A 17370-nucleotide genomic window follows, 5' to 3' on the forward strand; every position below is an offset into this window, starting at 1 on the left:
GCGTCTTTCGCCGCGGCTTTTCCGAAACGAACCGTTCTACTGGATCGACCGTCATGTCTCACGATTCGCAGGCCCCGGGCACACCGAATCCGGATTTCTACGCCGGTTATCACGCGCTGCGATTGCGGCGACATTCGCACGGCATTCTCGAAATCGTGATGAGCGGCGAAGGCGTGAACAAAAGCGGCCTCGCAACCGCCGACGCGCACATGCATCGCGAGCTCGCGGATATCTGGCGTGACATCGACCGCGATCCGGAAGTGCGCGTCGCGGTGATCCGCGGCGAGGGCAAGGGTTTTTCGGCCGGCGGCGATCTCGGGCTCGTCGAGCAGATGGCCACCGATTTCGACGTGCGCACGCGCGTGTGGCGGGAGGCGCGCGACCTCGTCTACAACGTGATCAACTGCAGCAAGCCGGTGGTGTCCGCGATGCACGGGCCGGCGGTGGGCGCGGGCCTCGTCGCCGGGCTGCTCGCCGATATTTCGATCGCGGCGAGGAGCGCGCGGATCATCGACGGCCATACGCGTCTTGGCGTCGCGGCGGGCGACCACGCGGCGATCGTGTGGCCGCTCCTGTGCGGCATGGCGAAGGCGAAGTATTACCTGTTGCTGTGCGAACCGGTGAGCGGCGAAGAGGCGGAGCGGATCGGTCTCGTGTCGCTCGCGGTCGATGAAAACGATCTGCTGCCGAAAGCCTTCGAAGTCGCGCAGAAACTCGCGAGCGGTTCGCAGACGGCGATCCGCTGGACCAAGTACGCGCTGAACAACTGGCTGCGCCTGGCGGGGCCGACCTTCGATACGTCGCTCGCGCTTGAATTCATGGGCTTTGCCGGCCCCGACGTGCGCGAAGGCGTGAGCTCGCTGCGCGAGCGCCGCGCCCCCGACTTCAGACGCGGCGATCCATTCTGATGCCGCTGGCCGTGCCGCGTGGCGTCCACGCGGCGCGGGTTTTCTGGCGCGCGCGGGTGCTCGCGGGTACTCGCGGGTACTGATACGCGCGGTATGATCGGACGAACCGGGCGAACCCGACGCGGCGTGGCCGCTGCGTCCCGCCAATTCCAGGTGCGAGGAGAAAACCATGACCGATACAACCGGCTCCACGCCGCCCTTTCCCGGCTTCCCGGGTTTTCCGCCCGCTGAAATGCTCGACCGGATGTGGGACATGATGCGGCTCACGCCGTTCGGCTCGGCCTTTCCCGGCGCGCAGGCCGGCGCGGCGCAGGGTCTGGGGCCGTCGCTTTCGATGATGTCGGACATGATGGCGCCGCTCACCAACGTCGAGGAACTCGACAAGCGCATCACCGACATGCGCGCCGTCGAACAGTGGCTGAAGCTGAATCTGAACATGCTGCAGTCGGCCATCCAGGCGCTCGAGGTGCAACGCGCGACGCTCGCCACACTGCGGGCATTCGGCGCGTTCGCGCAGTCGTCGATGAAGGCGGCGGCTTCCACGCCGGGTTCGGCGTCCACGTCCTCGTCATCGATGCCGTCGTGGATGCCACCGGAGGCATCTGAGACATCGGCGGCAGGGCGGGCCGGGCCTGCCGGAACGAAGGCGAGCGCGTCCGATGCAGCGGACGAAGCCGGTGATACCGGACAGGCGCCGCCTTTCGAAGCCTCGGCGTGGTGGAACCTGCTGCAATCGCAGTTCAACCAGCTGGCGCAGTTCGCGATGGCGCAGCCGGCCGCGGCGCCGGGCGCGACGACCACGGCGGAAGACCTGGCCGAAGCGGCGCACGACGCGGACGAACCCGGCGTCGCCAGCGGCACCGGCGCAACCCGCGAGGCCGCGCCGAAGTCATCTGGCGCGGCGAAGCGCCCGGCGACGAAGCGTGCGCCGTCGTCGAAAAGCACAGCTGAAGGTCGCGCCGCGAAGAAAACGCCTGCTTCGGGGGCCTGAACATGCATGCCCGCACGGTTTTTGCGCTCGCGCAACAAGCGGGCGCAAATAGCGGCATCGACGCCACAATCGACACCGCTGCAGGCGGTCTCTTCCGCCGAACTGTCATAGGGCCCGTGCTATTATCCTGTAAGCTTTTTGGGCCCGTTTGCGCACACTGAAAACAATGATTCGAGCAGCTCGAACCGCCATCGGCAAGGCCGGCAGGCGGTTTGACGGTGCAGTCCGGCGCGGGCCGGTCCGACCCAGGCATGGTTTTTCCTCACCCACGGTCGACCGATTCAAGCATTCCGGTTTTCGCAAGTGCATGTTTTGCCGCCAGCTTCTTTGCCAGGCGGTGCATCTGGACGCCCGATTACCGCGTAAAATTGAATGATTCTCAGGTCGCGATAGCGGGCTCCGGCTTGCTCGCAGCAAACAGATACAAACAGACGTCGCATTGCGCAGAACAGGGGTGGGACTATGAACACCATGCTTTATCCGGAACTTTATAAATCGCTCGAATCCGTTCGATGGGACATGGAGAAAGACATTCCATGGTCCAGGTTCGATGCGTCGCTGCTCACCGACGAGCAGGCGGAAACGATCAAAATGAACGCGATCACCGAGTGGTCGGCGTTGCCCGCCACGGAAATGTTCCTGCGCGACAACCATCACGACAGCGATTTTTCGGCATTCATGAGCGTCTGGTTTTTCGAGGAGCAGAAGCATTCGCTGGTGCTGATGGAATATCTGCGTCGCTTCAGGCCGGAGCTGTGCCCGACGGAAGAGGAACTGCACGCGGTGCGTTTCGAATTCGATCCGGCGCCGCCGCTCGAAACGCTGATGCTGCACTTCTGCGGCGAAATCCGCCTGAACCACTGGTATCGCCGCGCGGCTGAATGGCATACCGAACCGGTTATCAAGCACATCTACGAAACCATTTCGCGCGACGAAGCGCGTCATGGTGGCGCGTATCTGCGTTACATGAAGAAAGCGATGGCGCAAACGGGCGATATCGCGCGTGCCGCCTTCGCCAAGATCGGCGTGCTGATGGCGTCGGCGCGTCGCACGGAAAAGCCGCTGCACCCCACGAACCTGCACGTGAACCAGGCACTGTTCCCGCGCGACACGATCCAGTCGCGTCTGCCGGATCCGGAATGGCTCGAGCGCTGGCTCGACGAACAGATCCGCTTCGATGACGGCTGGGAAAAGAAGGTCGTCGAGCGCATTCTGCACAACCTGTCGATCCTGTTCGAGCGCACGTTCACGACGGCGCAGGAACTGAACCGCTATCGCAAGGAAGTGGTGACGCGGCTGCAGGCGGAGCAGGGCACCGGTGCGCCCCAGCAGCAACCGGCCTGACGCGTCGCGCTGCCCCGTTGCGCTCGTTTCGTGACGAACGCACTGGATGCAGCCAGGAATCGAAACGGCCCGGCAAGCGCAAGCTTTCCGGGCCGTTGTTCTGGTTGCCGTCCAGATTTCGCGTTCAGTCCGGAACCGGGGCGCGCATTCTCATTTTTCAACGAACCTGTGTTGTCGCGCGTTGCAGCGGCAAGTGCGATCCTGACGGGTTCTTCTTTCTGATTTCCTCGCCATGTCCGCCATTTTCGAACGCAAGATCATGACCCGCGACGCGCTCGCACAACTGCGTGCGTCGCTGACGGGGCCGGTGGTGTTCACGAACGGCGTGTTCGATATCCTGCATCGCGGGCACGTGACGTATCTCGCCGACGCGAAGGCGCTCGGCGCTTCGCTGATTGTCGGCGTGAACAGCGATGCGTCGGTGCGCATGCTCGGCAAGGGCGACGACCGCCCGATCAACAACGAAGCCGACCGCATGGCGTTGCTCGCCGCGCTCGAAAGCGTCGACTGGGTGGTGTGTTTCGAAGAGCAGACGCCGGTTGCGCTGATCGAAGCGCTGCGTCCGGACGTGCTGGTGAAGGGCGGCGACTACGACATGGACGTGCTGCCCGAATCGGCGCTGGTGCGCGGCTGGGGCGGTCGCGCGCTCGCGATTCCGTTCGAGCACGACCGCTCGACCACGGCGCTACTCAGGAAGGTGCGCACGCAGGGCTGATGGCGCGGGCGACGGCGCCCGTCCGGGTGCTTACTGCGTCAACGCAGACGCCGCGATCGGCGCGGAGGGCGCCGGTTCCCCGACTACCGCCTGATCGGCGGCCTCGGCGGCTGTCATCGGTCGAATCCGTAGCGATTCGGCGTGAACCTGGCGACTCACATGGTTCGGCTCGCGCAGCCCGGCGGACGGCAGCGGTCCGAACACGCCGCGCACGGCGGCAAACGCCAGCATGTTGGCAAGAAACAGGATGGCGATCAGCCAGCGCAGCATCGTCGGGTTCTCCGTCGGCAAATAGTTTGGGTCAGATCAGCTGTGTCCGGCGCCGCTGACTTCGGCAGCAATCAGCGCGAGACCGGACAGCACCAGCGAATCGTGGCGAGTATGCGGCACCTTGAGCGCCGCTGTCACCCCATCCGCGGCGCCGCCGCCGGTCACGAGCCGCACGGGCACCTTCCACGCATCGCAGAGATCGCTCCACATGCGCTCGATCAGGCCCGCCTGCGCGAGTGCGCAGCCGGCCGAGAGCGCGCGCGGCGTATCGGTCGCGAACGACGGCCCGCGACGCGTGCCCGGGCTTTTACCCTGATCCAGCAGATCGCGGGCGGAGGCGGCATCGAGCGTCGGCAATTGCGCGGTATGCTCGCCGAGCGAGCGCATCATCAACGACCAGCCCGGCGCGATCACGCCGCCGACAAACGTGCCGTCGGCGCTCAGCGCCTCGAGCGTCGTCGCGGTACCGAACGTGGCGATGAGGAGCGGCTCGCCGGGAAACGCCGCGTGCGCGCCGATCAAGCCCGCCCACCGGTCGCTGCCGAGCGACGACGGCGTTGTGTAGCCGTTGGTCACGCCGCACTGGCGCGCGACGGCGCGAATCGTCGTGCGCGGCAGCACGGGCCAATGCGCGTCGACCAATCGCTCGATGCGGCGCGCGACAGCTTCGCCCGCGACGTTCGAAATCCACGCGCTTTCAGGCGCCGGTAACGACGATGCGGCTAATGCGGACCAGTCCGGATCGTCGGCTGGGACGTCCGTTTGCGCCGTGTCGTGTGCAAACGCGCCGCTTCGCAGCGGCGTGCCGTCGCGTTGCACCAGCGCCCATTTGATGCGGCTGTTACCCGCGTCGATCAGCAAAAAGGGCTTGCCGTTCATGCGACCCCGTCGGCGAGGCGCAGCGACACGTCGCCGGTCGAGATGGCTTCGCGGCCCGTCGCGGTGTCGAGCAGCAGAAGCCCGCTGTCGTCGACACCCGCTGCGACGCCGCGCATCACCTCGACGCCCTGTTCGACCAGCACGACTTCGCGCCCGGCGTAACCGTGGCACGCGTTCCAGCGCGCGCGGAACGGCGCGAAGCCGTCGGCGGCGAAGCGCTGCAGCGCCGGCTCCAGCGCGTTCAGCTCGGCCGCGAGCGTATCGGTTAGATTCGCGTTCGGCAGCGCACGGGACAACGCTGTCGGCGTCGTGCCGCGCGTCTGCGCAGGGGCGCCGGCATTGAGCGCGCCGACTTTCGCCGCCAGCTCGTCGGCGCCTTTCACGTTGGTGCCGATGCCGATCACGACCGCGCTCGCGTCCGCCGTGCTCCACGCCGTCTCGATCAGGATGCCGGCGAGCTTGTCGCCTTCGAAGAGCACGTCGTTCGGCCATTTCAGCGAAATCTGGCCCGGCGCCGCGAGCGGCAGCGAGCGCAATCCGTCGACCAGCGCGACGCCGACCGCCAGGCTCAACCCGGCCAGCCCTTCCAGCGGGCGCGGCAGCACGCACGCCACCGAGAACAGCAGCGCGTTGCCGGGCTCGGCGTACCACGGACGGCCGCGCCGGCCCCGCCCGGCGGTCTGCAGATAGGCAACGCGGACCATCGGCCGCGGCAGCGCATCGTGCTCGCGCGGCAGCGACTTCAGATGGGCCATCAGGTCGGCGTTGGTCGAGCCGGTTTCTTCGACGATGTCGATGGGCCAGTCGTGCGCGGCCGGTCCGAACAGCGTGACGGCGCGCGCCCGGTCGATGCGCCAGTCGCCGGCTGGCGTGGCGTCGGGGGAAGGTGTGCGGGGATTCATGTGGCGTATTGTAGTTGTCCATCGCCGCAAGTGGGCGCGAGGGAGCGCTAGCGGACGTAACCAGGTGCTCCCGGACCGCCCAGATGCAGCACCTTCGTTACAATGGCCGCTGACTCCATCAAGCGAACCCGCGATCCTTGAACCACGATACTCCGCCCGGCCTCGAAGTCGCGGCTGGCAGCCAGGGAAAGATCGTCCGGCTATCCGGCCAGTGGACGGCGCTCGCGCTCGCGCGCGACCGCGATCGCAGCGGCGCCGTGCTCAGGCTGCGCGCCGTCGCGACCGAGAAGATCGGCCAATGGGACCTGTCACGGGTCGACCGGCTGGATCACGTCGGCGGCCAGGCGCTGTGGCGCGTGTGGGGCTACCGGATGCCCGCCGGTCTCGTCGAGCTGAACGCCACGCAGCGCGAGATCTTCAACCGTATCGCGTTGCTCGACCTGGCCCGCGAAAACCCCGAGGCAATCCAGCGCTTCGATCCGTTCACGCGGCTGGGTCTCGCGATCTTCTCGTTCTTCGAGCACCTGTATGGCGGCATCGCGATGTTCGGGCGGGTCGTGCTCGATCTGCTCGCCATCGTGCGCAACCCGAAGCTGATTCCATGGACCGAGATTTCCGCGAACGTCTATAACGCCGGCGCCAGGGCGCTGGCGATCACGGCGCTCGTCGCGTTCCTGATCGGCATCGTGCTCAGCTATCTCTCGGCGCAGCAGTTGCGGCTTTTCGGCGCCAACCAGTTCATCGTCAATATTCTCGGGCTTTCGGTGATCCGCGAACTCGGGCCGGTGCTCTCGGCGATTCTGGTGGCGGGACGCTCCGGCTCGGCCATCACCGCGCAGATCGGCGTGATGCGGGTCACCGAGGAGCTCGACGCGATGCGCGTGATGGGCATTCCGCACGGCCTGCGGCTGATCCTGCCGCGCGTGCTCGCGCTCGGCATCGCGATGCCGCTGCTCGTGATGTGGACGAACATCGTCGCGCTGACGGGCGGTGCGCTCGCCGCGAAAATCGTGCTCGGCATCGACATGAGCTACTTCGCGCGGGCGCTACCGGGCGTCGTGCCGATCGCGAACCTGTGGATCGGCCTCGGCAAGGGCGTCGCGTTCGGGATGCTGATCGCGATCGTCGGCTGTCATTTCGGGTTTCGCATCAAGGCGAATTCGCAGAGTCTCGGTGAAGGCACGACCACTTCCGTGGTGACGTCGATCACGATCGTGATTCTCGCGGACGCCGTGTTCGCCATCCTCTTTCAGAACGTGGGGCTCGGATGACCGCACCGCTCGCGACCGCTGTCCGTGACCAGCCGGTGCCGGAGATCGCCGAACCGGTCATCGAGGTCCACAACCTCAGCAAGCGCTATGGGCGCAACATCGTGCACCAGCATCTCGACTTCGAGGTGCGGCGCGGCGAGATCGTGTCGATCGTCGGCGGTTCGGGATCGGGCAAGACGACGCTCGTACGGCAGATTCTCGGCCTCGAGCGGCCGTCGTCGGGGACGATCAAGGTATTCGGCAAAGACACCTCGAAGATCGAGCCGGAAGAGGCGCGCCTCATGCGCAGCCGCTACGGCATGCTGTTCCAGCAGGGCGCGCTGTTCTCGTCGCTGTCGGTGTTCGACAACATCGCGCAGCCGCTGCGCGAACTCGGCGACATCCCCGAAGACCTGCTGCGCGACATCGTGATGCTGAAGCTCGAAATGGTCGGCCTGCCGTGCAAGCACGCGTCGAAAATGCCGGCGGCGCTGTCGGGCGGCATGATCAAGCGCGTCGGCATCGCGCGGGCGATCGCGCTCGAACCGGAACTGCTGTTTCTCGACGAGCCGACGGCCGGCCTCGATCCGCAGGCGTCGGAAGAGTTCGTCGATCTGATCAGCACGCTGCATCGCGCGCTTGGACTCACCGTCGTGATGGTCACGCACGATCTCGACACGATGGTCGCGCTCTCGACGCGCGTTGCGGTGCTGGCCGACCGCAAGGTGCTGGTCGCCGCGCCCGTCGAGGAGGCCGCGGGCGTCGATCATCCGTTTATCCGCGAGTATTTTCTTGGCCTGCGCGGCCGGCGCGCGTTGCAGGCGCTGCCGCCGGAGCGGCGCGCGAAGCTGCCTGCCGCCGCCCTCGAGCCGGCATCGTCCGAAGTCCAGTTGTGAATCCGGGAACCTGACCATGGAAAACAAATCACATGCCTTCTGGGCTGGACTCTTCACCGTCGTGCTGGTGGTCGCGATCGGCATCGCGGCGTTCCTGTTCAACGTCGACCGGTCCGTGCGCGAACCGTACGACCTGATCGCGCGCACGAACGTGACGGGCCTCTTTACCGACGCCGCCGTGCGCTATCGCGGGCTCGACGTCGGCAAGGTGCAGTCGATCAAGTTCGATCACGACCATCCAGGGCAGATCCTGATCCGCATTCTGGTCGACCGGAACGCGCCGATCACGCATTCCACGTACGGCAGCCTCGGCTTCCAGGGGGTGACGGGCATCGCGTTCATCCAGCTCGACGACACGGGCAAGGACCCGTCGCCGATGCCGTCGACGCCGAAGCAGATCGCGCAGATTCCGATGCATCCAGGCCTGCTCGACCAGTTGCAGAAGCGCGGCGACATCCTGCTGCGCAAGCTGGAACGGGTGGCGGACGACGTCGATGAACTGATGTCGCCGGAAATGCGCGCGCAGCTGATGTCGACCACGGCGAGCCTGCAGCACGCAGCGGATGGCGTCGCGACCCTGACGCAGCAGATGGCGCCCGCCGCCGGTAAGCTGCCGGCGACGTTGAACCAGCTGGACAGCACGCTGGCCTCGACGAACCAGCTGATCACCAGCCTGAACCGGCCCGACGGCCCGTTCGAAGTCAACCTGAACAAGGTCGGCACAGCGGCGCAGCAGGCGGGCGTCGCGCTGACGTCGATCAACGAGACGGTGCAGGTGCTGTCGGCGCGCGTCGGCTACGACACGCTGCCGCACGTGAACACGCTTGCCGACGACGTGCGCAGCGCCGCGCGCTCGGTCGACCGTGCCGCCGACACGTTCAGCAACAACCCGCGCAGCGTGCTGTTCGGCGCCGCGCCGGCCGCGCCGGGCCCCGGTGAGCCAGGCTTTGCCTGGCCCGCGGCCCACGCCACGAAATGACTGACAAGGAACATTGCAATGCCACGCTCGCCTAGCCCTTTCACGCACACACGCCGGTTCTTCCCGTCCGGCGCTGCGTTCGCACTCGTGCTCGCACTCGGCGTGCTGTCGGGATGCGCCGGCAATCCGGCGGCCATCTCCGATATCCGCTACGACTTCGGGCCGCCGCCGCCGGCTGCGTCGGTGGGCCCGATGCCGGCCATCAAGGTGCTTGACGTCGAGGCGCCCGAAACGCTCGGCTCCGACAAGCTTAGCTACCGGTTGAGCTACAGCGACGCGCAGCAGCTCTCCGCGTACGCGAACAGCCACTGGACCATGCCGCCCACGCAACTGCTGACGCAGCGTCTGCGCGCGGCGCTCAGTTCGCGCGGTGCCGTGCTGACGGGCGCCGACAGCGTGCGCGCGCCGGTGCTGAAGGTGGAGCTGCAGGAGTTCGAGCAGGTGTTCGACGGCCAGGCGGAAAGCCACGGCGCCGTGACGGCCCGCGCCACGCTGTTCCAGGATGGCAAGGTCGTCGGCCAGCGCACGTTCGTCTCGCGCGCGCCGGCGAGTTCGCCGGACGCGGCGGGCGGCGCGCGCGCGCTTGCCGCCGCCAGCGACGAACTCGTCTCGCAGATCAGCGCGTGGCTCGGCGTGCAGCCGCTCGTCGCCGCGCAATGACCACTTCGCGGCGCGTACACCGGAGCGCTGCATGTCAGTGAAGTCCTGGCAGCGCCGCCCGTCGGCGTTCGCAAGACAGGCGCTCGCGCTGTATGCGGCCCTGATCGTGTATGGCTCGCTGTATCCGTTTTCCGGCTGGCGCTCGCTGGGGCTCGGGCCGCTTGATTTTCTGTTCGATCCGCTTCCGCAATACCTCACCGCGTTCGACGTCGTCACCAATGTGCTCGGCTACATGCCGTTCGGCGCGCTCGTCGTGCTCGCGATGTATCCGCGCTGTCGCGGCGCGCTGGCCGCCGGCGTCGCATTCGTGCTGGGCGCGTGGCTCTCGGGCACGATGGAAGCCATTCAGACGTATCTGCCGACGCGCGTCGCGTCGAATCTCGATCTCGCCGCCAACGCGCTCGGCGCGCTTCTCGGCGCGGCGATGATGGCGCCGGCGACCGGCCCGCTGCTCGATCGCGGCGTCCTCCGGCGCATGCGTTTCCTGTGGTTCCATCGCGATGCGGCCGCGCTCCTCGGGCTCGCGCTGCTGTGGCCGTTCGCGACGATGTATCCAGCGCCGCGCCTCTTCGGTATCGGCGACTGGCCGCGTGAACTCTGGCTGCACTTCGATTCGACGATGCAGGACGCGCTCCTCGCGTGGACGCCCGGGCGCTGGAATGTGCCGTCGTGGCCCGCGCACGTCGCCGCCTGGCTGCCCGACGATGCATGGGAAGCCGTGATCACCGCGCTCAGCCTGTTCGCCGCGTGTGCGCTGGCGTCGCTGCCGGTGCGCGACCGGGCGCCACGCATCCGGCTGCTGCTGACGTTCGTCGCGGTGACGCTCTTCGTGAAAGTCGGCGCCACGTTCCTGCAGTCGCAGACGGGCCTCGCGTTCGACTGGGCGACGCCCGGTGCGCTGACCGGCCTGCTGTGCGGCGTGCTCGCCGGGCTGCTTGCGCTCGGTCTGCCGTCGGCGTGGCGCGCGGCGCTTGCGGCGCTCGCGCTCGTGCTGATGCTGGTGTTCGGCAACCTGCTGCCGGTGAATCCGTATTTCGATGTCGTGCTCGCCGACTGGCGCCAGGGCCGCTATCTGCATTTCAACGGTCTTGCACGCTGGCTCGCGTGGATGTGGCCGTACGCGGCGCTCGTCTGGCTGGCGTTTTCGGCCGAACGGGCGTGGGTTTCGCGGGGCCGCGCCAGCGGCTGACGGGCGCGCTCGCTATAATCGTCCGGACCCAGTACCCACATGGCGGACCTGCATCCACCGTCCGCGTCACGCAACTCAAACGCTTTCTGCCCACTCGCCGGACACCATGGATTCTTTCTACAAGTACCACGTGTTTTTCTGTCTCAACCAGCGCGAACCCGGCGCGGAGCGACCCAGCTGCGCGAACTGCAACGCGCAGGCAATGCAGGAATACGCGAAGAAACGCGTGAAGAAGCTCGGCCTCGCGGGTCCCGGCCAGGTGCGCATCAACAAGGCCGGCTGTCTCGATCGCTGCGAGGAAGGTCCGACGATCGTGGTGTATCCGGAAGGAACCTGGTACACGTACATCGACGAAACCGACATCGATGAAATCGTCGATTCGCATCTGGTGAACGGCAAGGTCGTCGAACGTCTGAAAATCTGATCCGCCCATGAACGTTCATACAAAAAAAATCCTGATCGACGGCCCTGCCGGCAAGATCGAGGTCGCCGTCGACACGCCCGACGAAGCGCGCGACAACGGCGCCGCGCCGCGCGGTATCGCGCTCGTCGCGCATCCGCATCCGCTCTTCGGCGGCACGATGGACAACAAGGTCGCGCAGACGCTCGCACGCACGCTCGTGCAGCTGAACTACGTGACGTATCGCCCGAATTTTCGCGGCGTCGGGCAAACGCAGGGTGAGCACGACAAGGGCATCGGCGAGCGTGACGATCTGCGCGCCGTGCTCGATTTCATGCGCGCGCAGGCAGGGCAGGCGGATCTGCCGCTCGTGCTGGCGGGATTTTCGTTCGGCACGTTCGTGCTCTCGCACGTGGCCGCGCGGTTAAAGGAGGAAGGCCACGCGATCGAACGCATCGTGTTCGTCGGCACGGCCGCGAGCAACTGGGAAGTTGCGCCGGTGCCGGAAAACACGCTCGTGATTCACGGTGAAACCGACGAAACGGTGCCGATCCAGTCGGTCTTCGACTGGGCCGCGCCGCAGGAACTGCCGGTCGTCGTGATTCCGGGCGCCGAGCATTTCCTGCATCGCAAGTTGCATATTCTGAAGCGGATCATCGTCGACGCCTGGCGGTAACGCGGCGCTCACCCGAAGTCACCGTGCGCGGAAGACGCCGCTGCAACCGCCTCGCACACGATTTCGGGGTACAGGTACGCACGAAATGTGAATTTATCGCCCCCGTTGTCGGCGGATTGTCGGATTGCGACGCGTATAATGAGCGCTCTTTTTTGGGCGCAGCGTTGCCCCTCTGTCCGGCTCGATGCCCGCTCGCATCGCCGGATGGGCGGTAACGCTGCGCGAACCGATCGCGTGGCCGGAAGTCCAACGGGCGCCGCACCGCCGAACTGCATATGCAGCCGGCGAGCGCCCGCCGACCGGCTCTTCCCATCTGCGTGCCCCCGCGCGCAAAGCACATTTCTGCCCGAATCGATCCTATGCGCTTTTCCTCCTCCGGCACTTCGTCCCCGATGTCCCTCGCGTCTTTCGCACCTTCTTCGATCCGTCGCACGGTTGCGCTCGGCGTCCTGCTGCCCGCGGCACTTGTGGCGAGCACGGCGTTCGCGCAGGTGGCGCCTCCGGGCGTGAACGCACGCTCGTGGGTACTCGTCGACGCCACCGCCAACCAGGTGCTCGCCTCGGGCAATCCCGACGAGCGGGTCGAACCGGCGTCGCTCACGAAGCTGATGACCGCGTATCTGGTGTTCGACGCGCTGCAAAAAAAGAAGATCACGATGGACCAGACGATCATGCCGAGCGAAGCCGTGCGCCGCGTGCGCACGGACGAGTCGCGCATGTTCATCGAAGCGAACAAGCCGGTCACCGTGCATGATCTCGTGTACGGCATGATCGTGCAGTCCGGCAACGACGCGGCGATCGCGCTCGCCGAACTGGTCGGCGGCAGCGAGACGCAGTTCGTGTCGATGATGAATGCGGAAGCGTTGCGCCTCGGCATGAAGAGCACGCACTACGCCGACGTGAACGGCATGCCTGACCCGCAGCATTACACGACGGCAGGCGACCTCGCGATTCTCTCGACGCGCCTGATCCGCGATTTCCCGGACTACTACAGCATCTTCTCGGTCCGCGAATTCACGTACAACAAGATCAAGCAGCCGAACCGCAACCGTCTGCTGTGGCTCGATCCGACCGTCGACGGCCTGAAAACGGGGCACACGCAGGCTGCCGGCTACTGCCTGATCGCAACGGCGAAGCGTCCGCTGCCGGGTTCACCCGACGCGACGCGCCGTCTCGTCACGGTGATGATGGGCGAGCCGAAGGAACACGATCGCGTGCAGGACAGCCTGAAGATGCTGAACTACGGCTACACCGCGTATGACACGGTGCGCCTGTACAAGGCGGGTCAGGTGATCGGGACACCGCGCGTCTACAAGGGTGCGGCTGACACCATCAGGATCGGCGTGAAGAGCGACCAGTTCATCACCGTGCCGAAGGGCGTGGGCGACAAGGCGAAGCCGCAGGTCGAGCTCACGGACCCGCTGATCGCCCCGATCACGGACGGCCAGCAGGTCGGCACCGCGAAGATCGTCGCGGATGGCAAGACGCTCGCGGAAATCCCGGTCGTCGCGCTGCAGGCGGTGCCGCAGGCCGGCATCGTCGGACGCGTATGGGATTCGATGATGCTGATGTTCAACAAGAAGAAGTAAGCTTGGGAAGGTCGACGCGGCGCGTGCCGGTGGTGTTTGCCGCGAGCCGCGCGTCGCGTCGAGGGTAGACAGGGCGGCGCATCGGTGAATTGAGGCATGCGGCGCCGGAAGGAGCAAACGATGGATTCAGCAAACGACTCGCTATTCGAGTTTCCCTGCGATTTCCCGATCAAGGTGATGGGCAAGTCGCATCCGGATTTCCACGAAACGATCGTGACGGTGATCCGCGAGTTCGACGGCGAATTCGACGCGACGCGCATCGAAACGCGCCCGTCGAGTAGCGGCAACTACACCGGCCTGACGGTGACGGTACGCGCACGGAGCCGCGCTCATCTCGACGATATTTACCGCGCGCTCACCGGTCATCCGATGGTGAAAGTGGTGCTGTGATGCGCTGTCGCCGCGCCGGCCCGCACATGCGGGTATGCGTTGCCGCGGTGACCACTACGACTGGACGTGCAACGCGTCCGTAGCATTTTCCGCGCACGAACGTCCGGCGCACGCGCGCTCGAAGAGCTGCCTGAAGCGCGCCACTTCTGCGAACACCCACTCCCTGAACGCCGCGACCCGCGGCGCCTGAAGCATTGGCGGCGGGCAGATGAAGTAGTACTGCCACGGGCTCGGGCCGTCGATATCGAACAGGCGCACGAGCCGCCCGCTCGCGATCTCGTGCATGGCCAGCGAGCGCCGGACGAGCGCGATCCCCTGACGGTCGATGGCCGCCTGCAGCAGGTTCGACGAATCCTGATACAGCACGCCGCGCTTCGGCTCCGGCAGGTCGGTGAGCCCGGCGGCTTCGAACCACGGGCGCCATAGCTCGTCGTCGGAGCGCAGCAGCGGCGCGTTCGCGAGATCGGCCGGTGTTTTCGGCAGATTGCCGCCGTTGAAGTCCGGCGAGCATGCCGGGAAGAAAATCTCCTCGAGCAGCAGTTCCGAGTGCAGGCCCGGATATTTGCCGAAACCGAACCGGATCGCCGCGTCGACGTCGTCGCGCGCGAAATCGGCGAGCACATTCGTGGACAGCAATTCGAGGTCCCACTGCGGATTCGCCTCGATGAAGCTGCCGACGCGCGGCGTCACCCAGCGCGCCGCGAACGACGACAGCATCGTCACGACCAGTCGCCGCTCGCGGTCGCCGGCGCGGATCTGGCGCGTCGCATCGGCGAGCGCCATGAGCGCGGCGCGCACCTGCGTCGCGTAGCGGCCGCCCACTTCGGTGAGCCGCACGCGCTTGCCTTCGCGGGCGAACAGCGCCACGCCGAGTTCGGCTTCGAGCGCGCGGATCTGATGGCTCACCGCGCCGTGCGTGACGAAGAGTTCGTCGGCGGCACGCGAAAAGCTCTCGTGCCGGGCGGCGGCTTCGAACGCCTTGACGGCGTTCAGGGCAGGAAGTTGTCGGAGGTCCATCGCAGTTTTTCTCACATATCCGTGAAAATTGGTCGTTTTGCGCTAACCCTTGATACGTCTACGATTGTAGTCGTCAGAATGACTTTGTCGGAGCAGACCATGCGAGAAATTTCCTCTAGCATAACCTTTGAAATCCAGGCCGGTGAAACGGTGCCGCTGATGGTGATGCGCAGCACACGTCTGAAGGTGAGCGGCGCCGCCGTGTGGGTGACCCGTAGCGACGATATCGAGGATTACTGGCTGGAGGCCGGCCACACGCTGCGGTTGCGGCGCGGCGAGCGGCTGTGGCTGAGCGTCGAAGGCGGTCCGGTGGCGCGGCTGGCCTTCTCGGTGCCGACCCGTGCCGACGAGCGCGCGATAAACTGGTTCGCCCGCGTGACTGACCGGCTCGGATGCTGGCTGCGGCAGGGCTGGCGGACCGTTTGAGCGGGCGTCGCTCCGCCGTTGTGCGTTCTGGAACCGGGCGCACGCCGGCGGGGCACGCCGTATTTCGGTAAACTGGCGAAATCATGTGCGCCACGCCGGTTTTCCCGTCTACGTTGTCCCCCGGTTCAACCCCGTCCAGTCTGGCTGCTCCCGCCGCCGGTAGCGACAGTTCCGCGCCCGCCGCGCGGCAGGTCACGGTGCGCTGGCGCGGCGTCGAGTCTTACGAAATCAGTTTCGACGCCATGCGCGCGTTCACCGACGCGCGCGCCGCGGACACCGTCGACGAAATCTGGCTCGTTGAACATCCCCCTGTCTTCACGCTCGGCCAGGCCGGCGACCCGGCCCATCTGCTGGCCGCCGACAGCGGCATTCCGCTCATCAAGGTCGATCGCGGCGGTCAGATCACGTATCACGGCCCGGGACAGGTCGTCGCCTACCTGCTGTTCGACTTGCGCCGGCGCAAGCTGATGGTGCGTGAGCTGGTCACGCGGATCGAGCAGGCCGTAATCGAAACGCTCGCGGCGTATAATCTCGCCGGAGAACGCAAGGCGGGCGCGCCCGGCATCTACGTGGCGCCCGGTCCGGACGCAGGCCTGCATGCCGGCGCCAAGATCGCCGCGCTCGGCCTGAAAATCCGCAACGGATGCAGCTATCACGGCGTCAGCCTGAACGTGAACATGGATCTGCAGCCGTTTCTGGCGATCAATCCGTGCGGCTACGCTGGCCTCGAAACGGTCGACATGGCGACGTTGGGCGTCGCCGCCGGCTGGGACGACGTGGCCCGGACGTTCGCAGCACGCCTCACCGCAAACATCGACGGCACAACCGCGGCCGTCGCCCAACCGCAGGCCGGTGCCGTCACCGCCTGACTGGATCAAACGAATGACTGACGTTACCGCGAATCTCGCCGGCACTCCCGCCACCGACGCCGCCCCGGCGCCCGCAGCCTACGACGCCACCGCGAAGCAGAAGGCGCAGGCCAAGACCGCGCGCATTCCGATCAAGATCATTCCGATCGAAAAACTGAAGAAACCGGACTGGATTCGCGTCAAGGCCGCCACCGGCAATTCGCGTTTCTACGAGATCAAGCAGATCCTGCGCGAACACAACCTGCACACCGTCTGCGAAGAGGCGAGCTGCCCGAACATCGGGGAATGCTTCGGCAAGGGCACCGCGACGTTCATGATCATGGGCGACAAGTGCACGCGCCGTTGCCCGTTCTGCGACGTCGGCCACGGCCGCCCCGATCCGCTCGACACCGAGGAGCCGGGCAATCTGGCGCGCACGATTGCCGCGCTGAAGCTGAAATACGTGGTGATCACGAGCGTCGACCGCGACGATCTGCGCGACGGCGGCGCGGCGCACTTCGTCGAATGTATCCGCCAGACGCGTGAGCTTTCGCCGGAAACCCGCATCGAAATCCTGACGCCGGATTTCCGCGGCCGTCTGGACCGCGCGATCGGCATCCTGAATGCCGCGCCACCCGACGTGATGAACCACAATCTCGAAACGGTGCCACGTCTGTACAAGGAAGCGCGCCCAGGTTCGGACTACGCGCACTCGCTGAAGCTGCTGAAGGACTTCAAGGCGCTGCATCCCAATGTCGCGACGAAGTCTGGCCTGATGGTGGGTCTAGGCGAAACCGAAGAGGAAATTCTTCAGGTGATGCGCGATCTGCGCGCGCACGACGTCGACATGCTGACGATCGGCCAGTATCTGCAGCCGTCGGAACACCATCTGCCGGTGCGTTCGTACGTGCATCCCGACACCTTCAAAATGTACGAGGAAGAAGCGTACAAGATGGGCTTCACGCATGCCGCCGTGGGCGCGATGGTGCGTTCCAGCTATCACGCGGACGTGCAGGCGCATGGGGCCGGCGTGGTTTGAGC

20 protein-coding genes are annotated in these 17370 nt (G+C 66.1%); 16 read left to right on the forward strand and 4 right to left on the reverse strand.

Going from position 1 to position 17370, the window contains the following annotated elements:
* Positions 1–53 precede the first annotated feature (53 nt).
* The 4 genes from BLV45_RS00650 to rfaE2 all read left to right on the forward strand — a co-directional run bounded on the left by BLV45_RS00650 (position 54) and on the right by rfaE2 (position 3958).
* Positions 54–908, forward strand: a complete 855-nt coding sequence (locus BLV45_RS00650) for an enoyl-CoA hydratase/isomerase family protein (RefSeq protein WP_090527481.1) — start codon at positions 54–56, stop codon at positions 906–908.
* Positions 909–1077: 169 nt separating this feature from the next.
* The gene (locus tag BLV45_RS00655) at positions 1078–1899 is read left to right on the forward strand and encodes a PhaM family polyhydroxyalkanoate granule multifunctional regulatory protein (protein WP_090527484.1); all 822 of its coding nucleotides are present in this window, start codon (positions 1078–1080) and stop codon (positions 1897–1899) included.
* A gap of 462 nt (positions 1900–2361) precedes the next feature.
* A complete protein-coding gene (locus BLV45_RS00660; protein WP_090527487.1) occupies positions 2362–3243 on the forward strand; it encodes a ferritin family protein in 882 nt (293 codons plus the stop codon).
* Positions 3244–3475: 232 nt separating this feature from the next.
* Positions 3476–3958, forward strand: coding sequence for a D-glycero-beta-D-manno-heptose 1-phosphate adenylyltransferase (rfaE2, locus tag BLV45_RS00665; RefSeq protein WP_090527490.1), 483 nt, complete (start codon positions 3476–3478; stop codon positions 3956–3958).
* A 30-nt stretch (positions 3959–3988) separates the two neighbouring features.
* On the opposite strand, the gene BLV45_RS00670 is transcribed toward rfaE2, so the two are convergent.
* Genes BLV45_RS00670 through BLV45_RS00680 form a run of 3 tightly spaced genes read right to left on the reverse strand, consistent with a single transcriptional unit; the run spans position 3989 to position 6009 of the window.
* Positions 3989–4228: a hypothetical protein gene (locus BLV45_RS00670; RefSeq protein WP_090527493.1), complete on the reverse strand. Its 240-nt coding sequence runs from the start codon at positions 4226–4228 to the stop codon at positions 3989–3991.
* A 36-nt stretch (positions 4229–4264) separates the two neighbouring features.
* Positions 4265–5107, reverse strand: a complete 843-nt coding sequence (locus BLV45_RS00675) for a type III pantothenate kinase (RefSeq protein ID WP_090527496.1) — start codon at positions 5105–5107, stop codon at positions 4265–4267.
* Entirely contained in the window at positions 5104–6009 is a 906-nt protein-coding gene (locus BLV45_RS00680; protein WP_090527499.1) for a biotin--[acetyl-CoA-carboxylase] ligase, read from the reverse strand. Before BLV45_RS00680 ends, BLV45_RS00675 begins: the two co-directional genes overlap by 4 nt.
* 137 nt (positions 6010–6146) lie before the next feature.
* Between BLV45_RS00680 and BLV45_RS00685 the strand changes: the two genes are divergently transcribed.
* The 9 genes from BLV45_RS00685 (at position 6147) to BLV45_RS00725 (ending at position 14038) form a co-directional block, all read left to right on the forward strand.
* Complete coding sequence (locus tag BLV45_RS00685) at positions 6147–7280, forward strand: MlaE family ABC transporter permease (RefSeq protein WP_090527502.1); 1134 nt, start codon at positions 6147–6149, stop codon at positions 7278–7280.
* On the forward strand, positions 7277–8155 hold the full coding sequence (locus tag BLV45_RS00690) for an ABC transporter ATP-binding protein (protein ID WP_090527504.1): 879 nt from the start codon (positions 7277–7279) through the stop codon (positions 8153–8155). The genes BLV45_RS00685 and BLV45_RS00690 overlap by 4 nt, the downstream gene beginning before the upstream one ends.
* A 16-nt stretch (positions 8156–8171) precedes the next feature.
* On the forward strand, positions 8172–9134 hold the full coding sequence (locus tag BLV45_RS00695) for an MlaD family protein (RefSeq protein WP_090527508.1): 963 nt from the start codon (positions 8172–8174) through the stop codon (positions 9132–9134).
* An 18-nt stretch (positions 9135–9152) separates the two neighbouring features.
* Positions 9153–9794: an ABC-type transport auxiliary lipoprotein family protein gene (locus tag BLV45_RS00700; protein ID WP_090527511.1), complete on the forward strand. Its 642-nt coding sequence runs from the start codon at positions 9153–9155 to the stop codon at positions 9792–9794.
* Between the two features lie 31 nt (positions 9795–9825).
* Entirely contained in the window at positions 9826–10983 is a 1158-nt protein-coding gene (locus BLV45_RS00705; RefSeq protein ID WP_090527514.1) for a VanZ family protein, read from the forward strand.
* Positions 10984–11089: 106 nt separating this feature from the next.
* Positions 11090–11407 carry a (2Fe-2S) ferredoxin domain-containing protein gene (locus BLV45_RS00710; protein ID WP_090527517.1) on the forward strand — a complete coding sequence of 106 codons (318 nt, stop codon included), beginning with the start codon at positions 11090–11092 and terminating at the stop codon, positions 11405–11407.
* A 7-nt stretch (positions 11408–11414) separates the two neighbouring features.
* Positions 11415–12059, forward strand: a complete 645-nt coding sequence (locus tag BLV45_RS00715) for an alpha/beta hydrolase (protein WP_090527520.1) — start codon at positions 11415–11417, stop codon at positions 12057–12059.
* Between the two features lie 359 nt (positions 12060–12418).
* Complete coding sequence (locus BLV45_RS00720) at positions 12419–13648, forward strand: D-alanyl-D-alanine carboxypeptidase family protein (protein WP_090527523.1); 1230 nt, start codon at positions 12419–12421, stop codon at positions 13646–13648.
* 120 nt (positions 13649–13768) lie between these two features.
* Positions 13769–14038, forward strand: coding sequence for a DUF493 family protein (locus BLV45_RS00725; RefSeq protein WP_090527526.1), 270 nt, complete (start codon positions 13769–13771; stop codon positions 14036–14038).
* 54 nt (positions 14039–14092) lie between these two features.
* Here the strand turns inward: BLV45_RS00725 and BLV45_RS00730 are convergent, their stop codons facing one another.
* Positions 14093–15055, reverse strand: coding sequence for a transcriptional regulator GcvA (locus BLV45_RS00730; RefSeq protein WP_090527529.1), 963 nt, complete (start codon positions 15053–15055; stop codon positions 14093–14095).
* Between the two features lie 99 nt (positions 15056–15154).
* On the opposite strand from BLV45_RS00730, the gene BLV45_RS00735 reads away from it, so the two are divergent.
* The 3 genes from BLV45_RS00735 (at position 15155) to lipA (ending at position 17368) form a co-directional block, all read left to right on the forward strand.
* On the forward strand, positions 15155–15481 hold the full coding sequence (locus BLV45_RS00735; RefSeq protein ID WP_090527532.1) for a DUF2917 domain-containing protein: 327 nt from the start codon (positions 15155–15157) through the stop codon (positions 15479–15481).
* Positions 15482–15564: 83 nt separating this feature from the next.
* Positions 15565–16350 (forward strand): lipoyl(octanoyl) transferase LipB, encoded by a 786-nt coding sequence (gene lipB, locus BLV45_RS00740; protein ID WP_090527534.1) that lies wholly within the window; start codon positions 15565–15567, stop codon positions 16348–16350.
* A 13-nt stretch (positions 16351–16363) separates the two neighbouring features.
* Entirely contained in the window at positions 16364–17368 is a 1005-nt protein-coding gene (lipA, locus tag BLV45_RS00745) for a lipoyl synthase (RefSeq protein ID WP_090527537.1), read from the forward strand.
* Positions 17369–17370: the final 2 nt, after the last annotated feature.

This window comes from Paraburkholderia sartisoli, from assembly GCF_900107685.1.
GTDB lineage: Bacteria > Pseudomonadota > Gammaproteobacteria > Burkholderiales > Burkholderiaceae > Paraburkholderia > Paraburkholderia sartisoli.

Coding starts and splice junctions, on each gene's coding strand:
- BLV45_RS00650 (WP_090527481.1), top strand. CDS start 54: ATGTCTCACGATTCGCAGGCCCCGGGCACACCGAATCCGGATTTCTAC.
- BLV45_RS00655 (WP_090527484.1), top strand. CDS start 1,078: ATGACCGATACAACCGGCTCCACGCCGCCCTTTCCCGGCTTCCCGGGT.
- BLV45_RS00660 (WP_090527487.1), top strand. CDS start 2,362: ATGAACACCATGCTTTATCCGGAACTTTATAAATCGCTCGAATCCGTT.
- rfaE2 (WP_090527490.1), top strand. CDS start 3,476: ATGTCCGCCATTTTCGAACGCAAGATCATGACCCGCGACGCGCTCGCA.
- BLV45_RS00670 (WP_090527493.1), bottom strand. CDS start 4,228: ATGCTGCGCTGGCTGATCGCCATCCTGTTTCTTGCCAACATGCTGGCG.
- BLV45_RS00675 (WP_090527496.1), bottom strand. CDS start 5,107: ATGAACGGCAAGCCCTTTTTGCTGATCGACGCGGGTAACAGCCGCATC.
- BLV45_RS00680 (WP_090527499.1), bottom strand. CDS start 6,009: ATGAATCCCCGCACACCTTCCCCCGACGCCACGCCAGCCGGCGACTGG.
- BLV45_RS00690 (WP_090527504.1), top strand. CDS start 7,277: ATGACCGCACCGCTCGCGACCGCTGTCCGTGACCAGCCGGTGCCGGAG.
- BLV45_RS00695 (WP_090527508.1), top strand. CDS start 8,172: ATGGAAAACAAATCACATGCCTTCTGGGCTGGACTCTTCACCGTCGTG.
- BLV45_RS00700 (WP_090527511.1), top strand. CDS start 9,153: ATGCCACGCTCGCCTAGCCCTTTCACGCACACACGCCGGTTCTTCCCG.
- BLV45_RS00705 (WP_090527514.1), top strand. CDS start 9,826: ATGTCAGTGAAGTCCTGGCAGCGCCGCCCGTCGGCGTTCGCAAGACAG.
- BLV45_RS00710 (WP_090527517.1), top strand. CDS start 11,090: ATGGATTCTTTCTACAAGTACCACGTGTTTTTCTGTCTCAACCAGCGC.
- BLV45_RS00715 (WP_090527520.1), top strand. CDS start 11,415: ATGAACGTTCATACAAAAAAAATCCTGATCGACGGCCCTGCCGGCAAG.
- BLV45_RS00720 (WP_090527523.1), top strand. CDS start 12,419: ATGCGCTTTTCCTCCTCCGGCACTTCGTCCCCGATGTCCCTCGCGTCT.
- BLV45_RS00725 (WP_090527526.1), top strand. CDS start 13,769: ATGGATTCAGCAAACGACTCGCTATTCGAGTTTCCCTGCGATTTCCCG.
- BLV45_RS00730 (WP_090527529.1), bottom strand. CDS start 15,055: ATGGACCTCCGACAACTTCCTGCCCTGAACGCCGTCAAGGCGTTCGAA.
- BLV45_RS00735 (WP_090527532.1), top strand. CDS start 15,155: ATGCGAGAAATTTCCTCTAGCATAACCTTTGAAATCCAGGCCGGTGAA.
- lipB (WP_090527534.1), top strand. CDS start 15,565: ATGTGCGCCACGCCGGTTTTCCCGTCTACGTTGTCCCCCGGTTCAACC.
- lipA (WP_090527537.1), top strand. CDS start 16,364: ATGACTGACGTTACCGCGAATCTCGCCGGCACTCCCGCCACCGACGCC.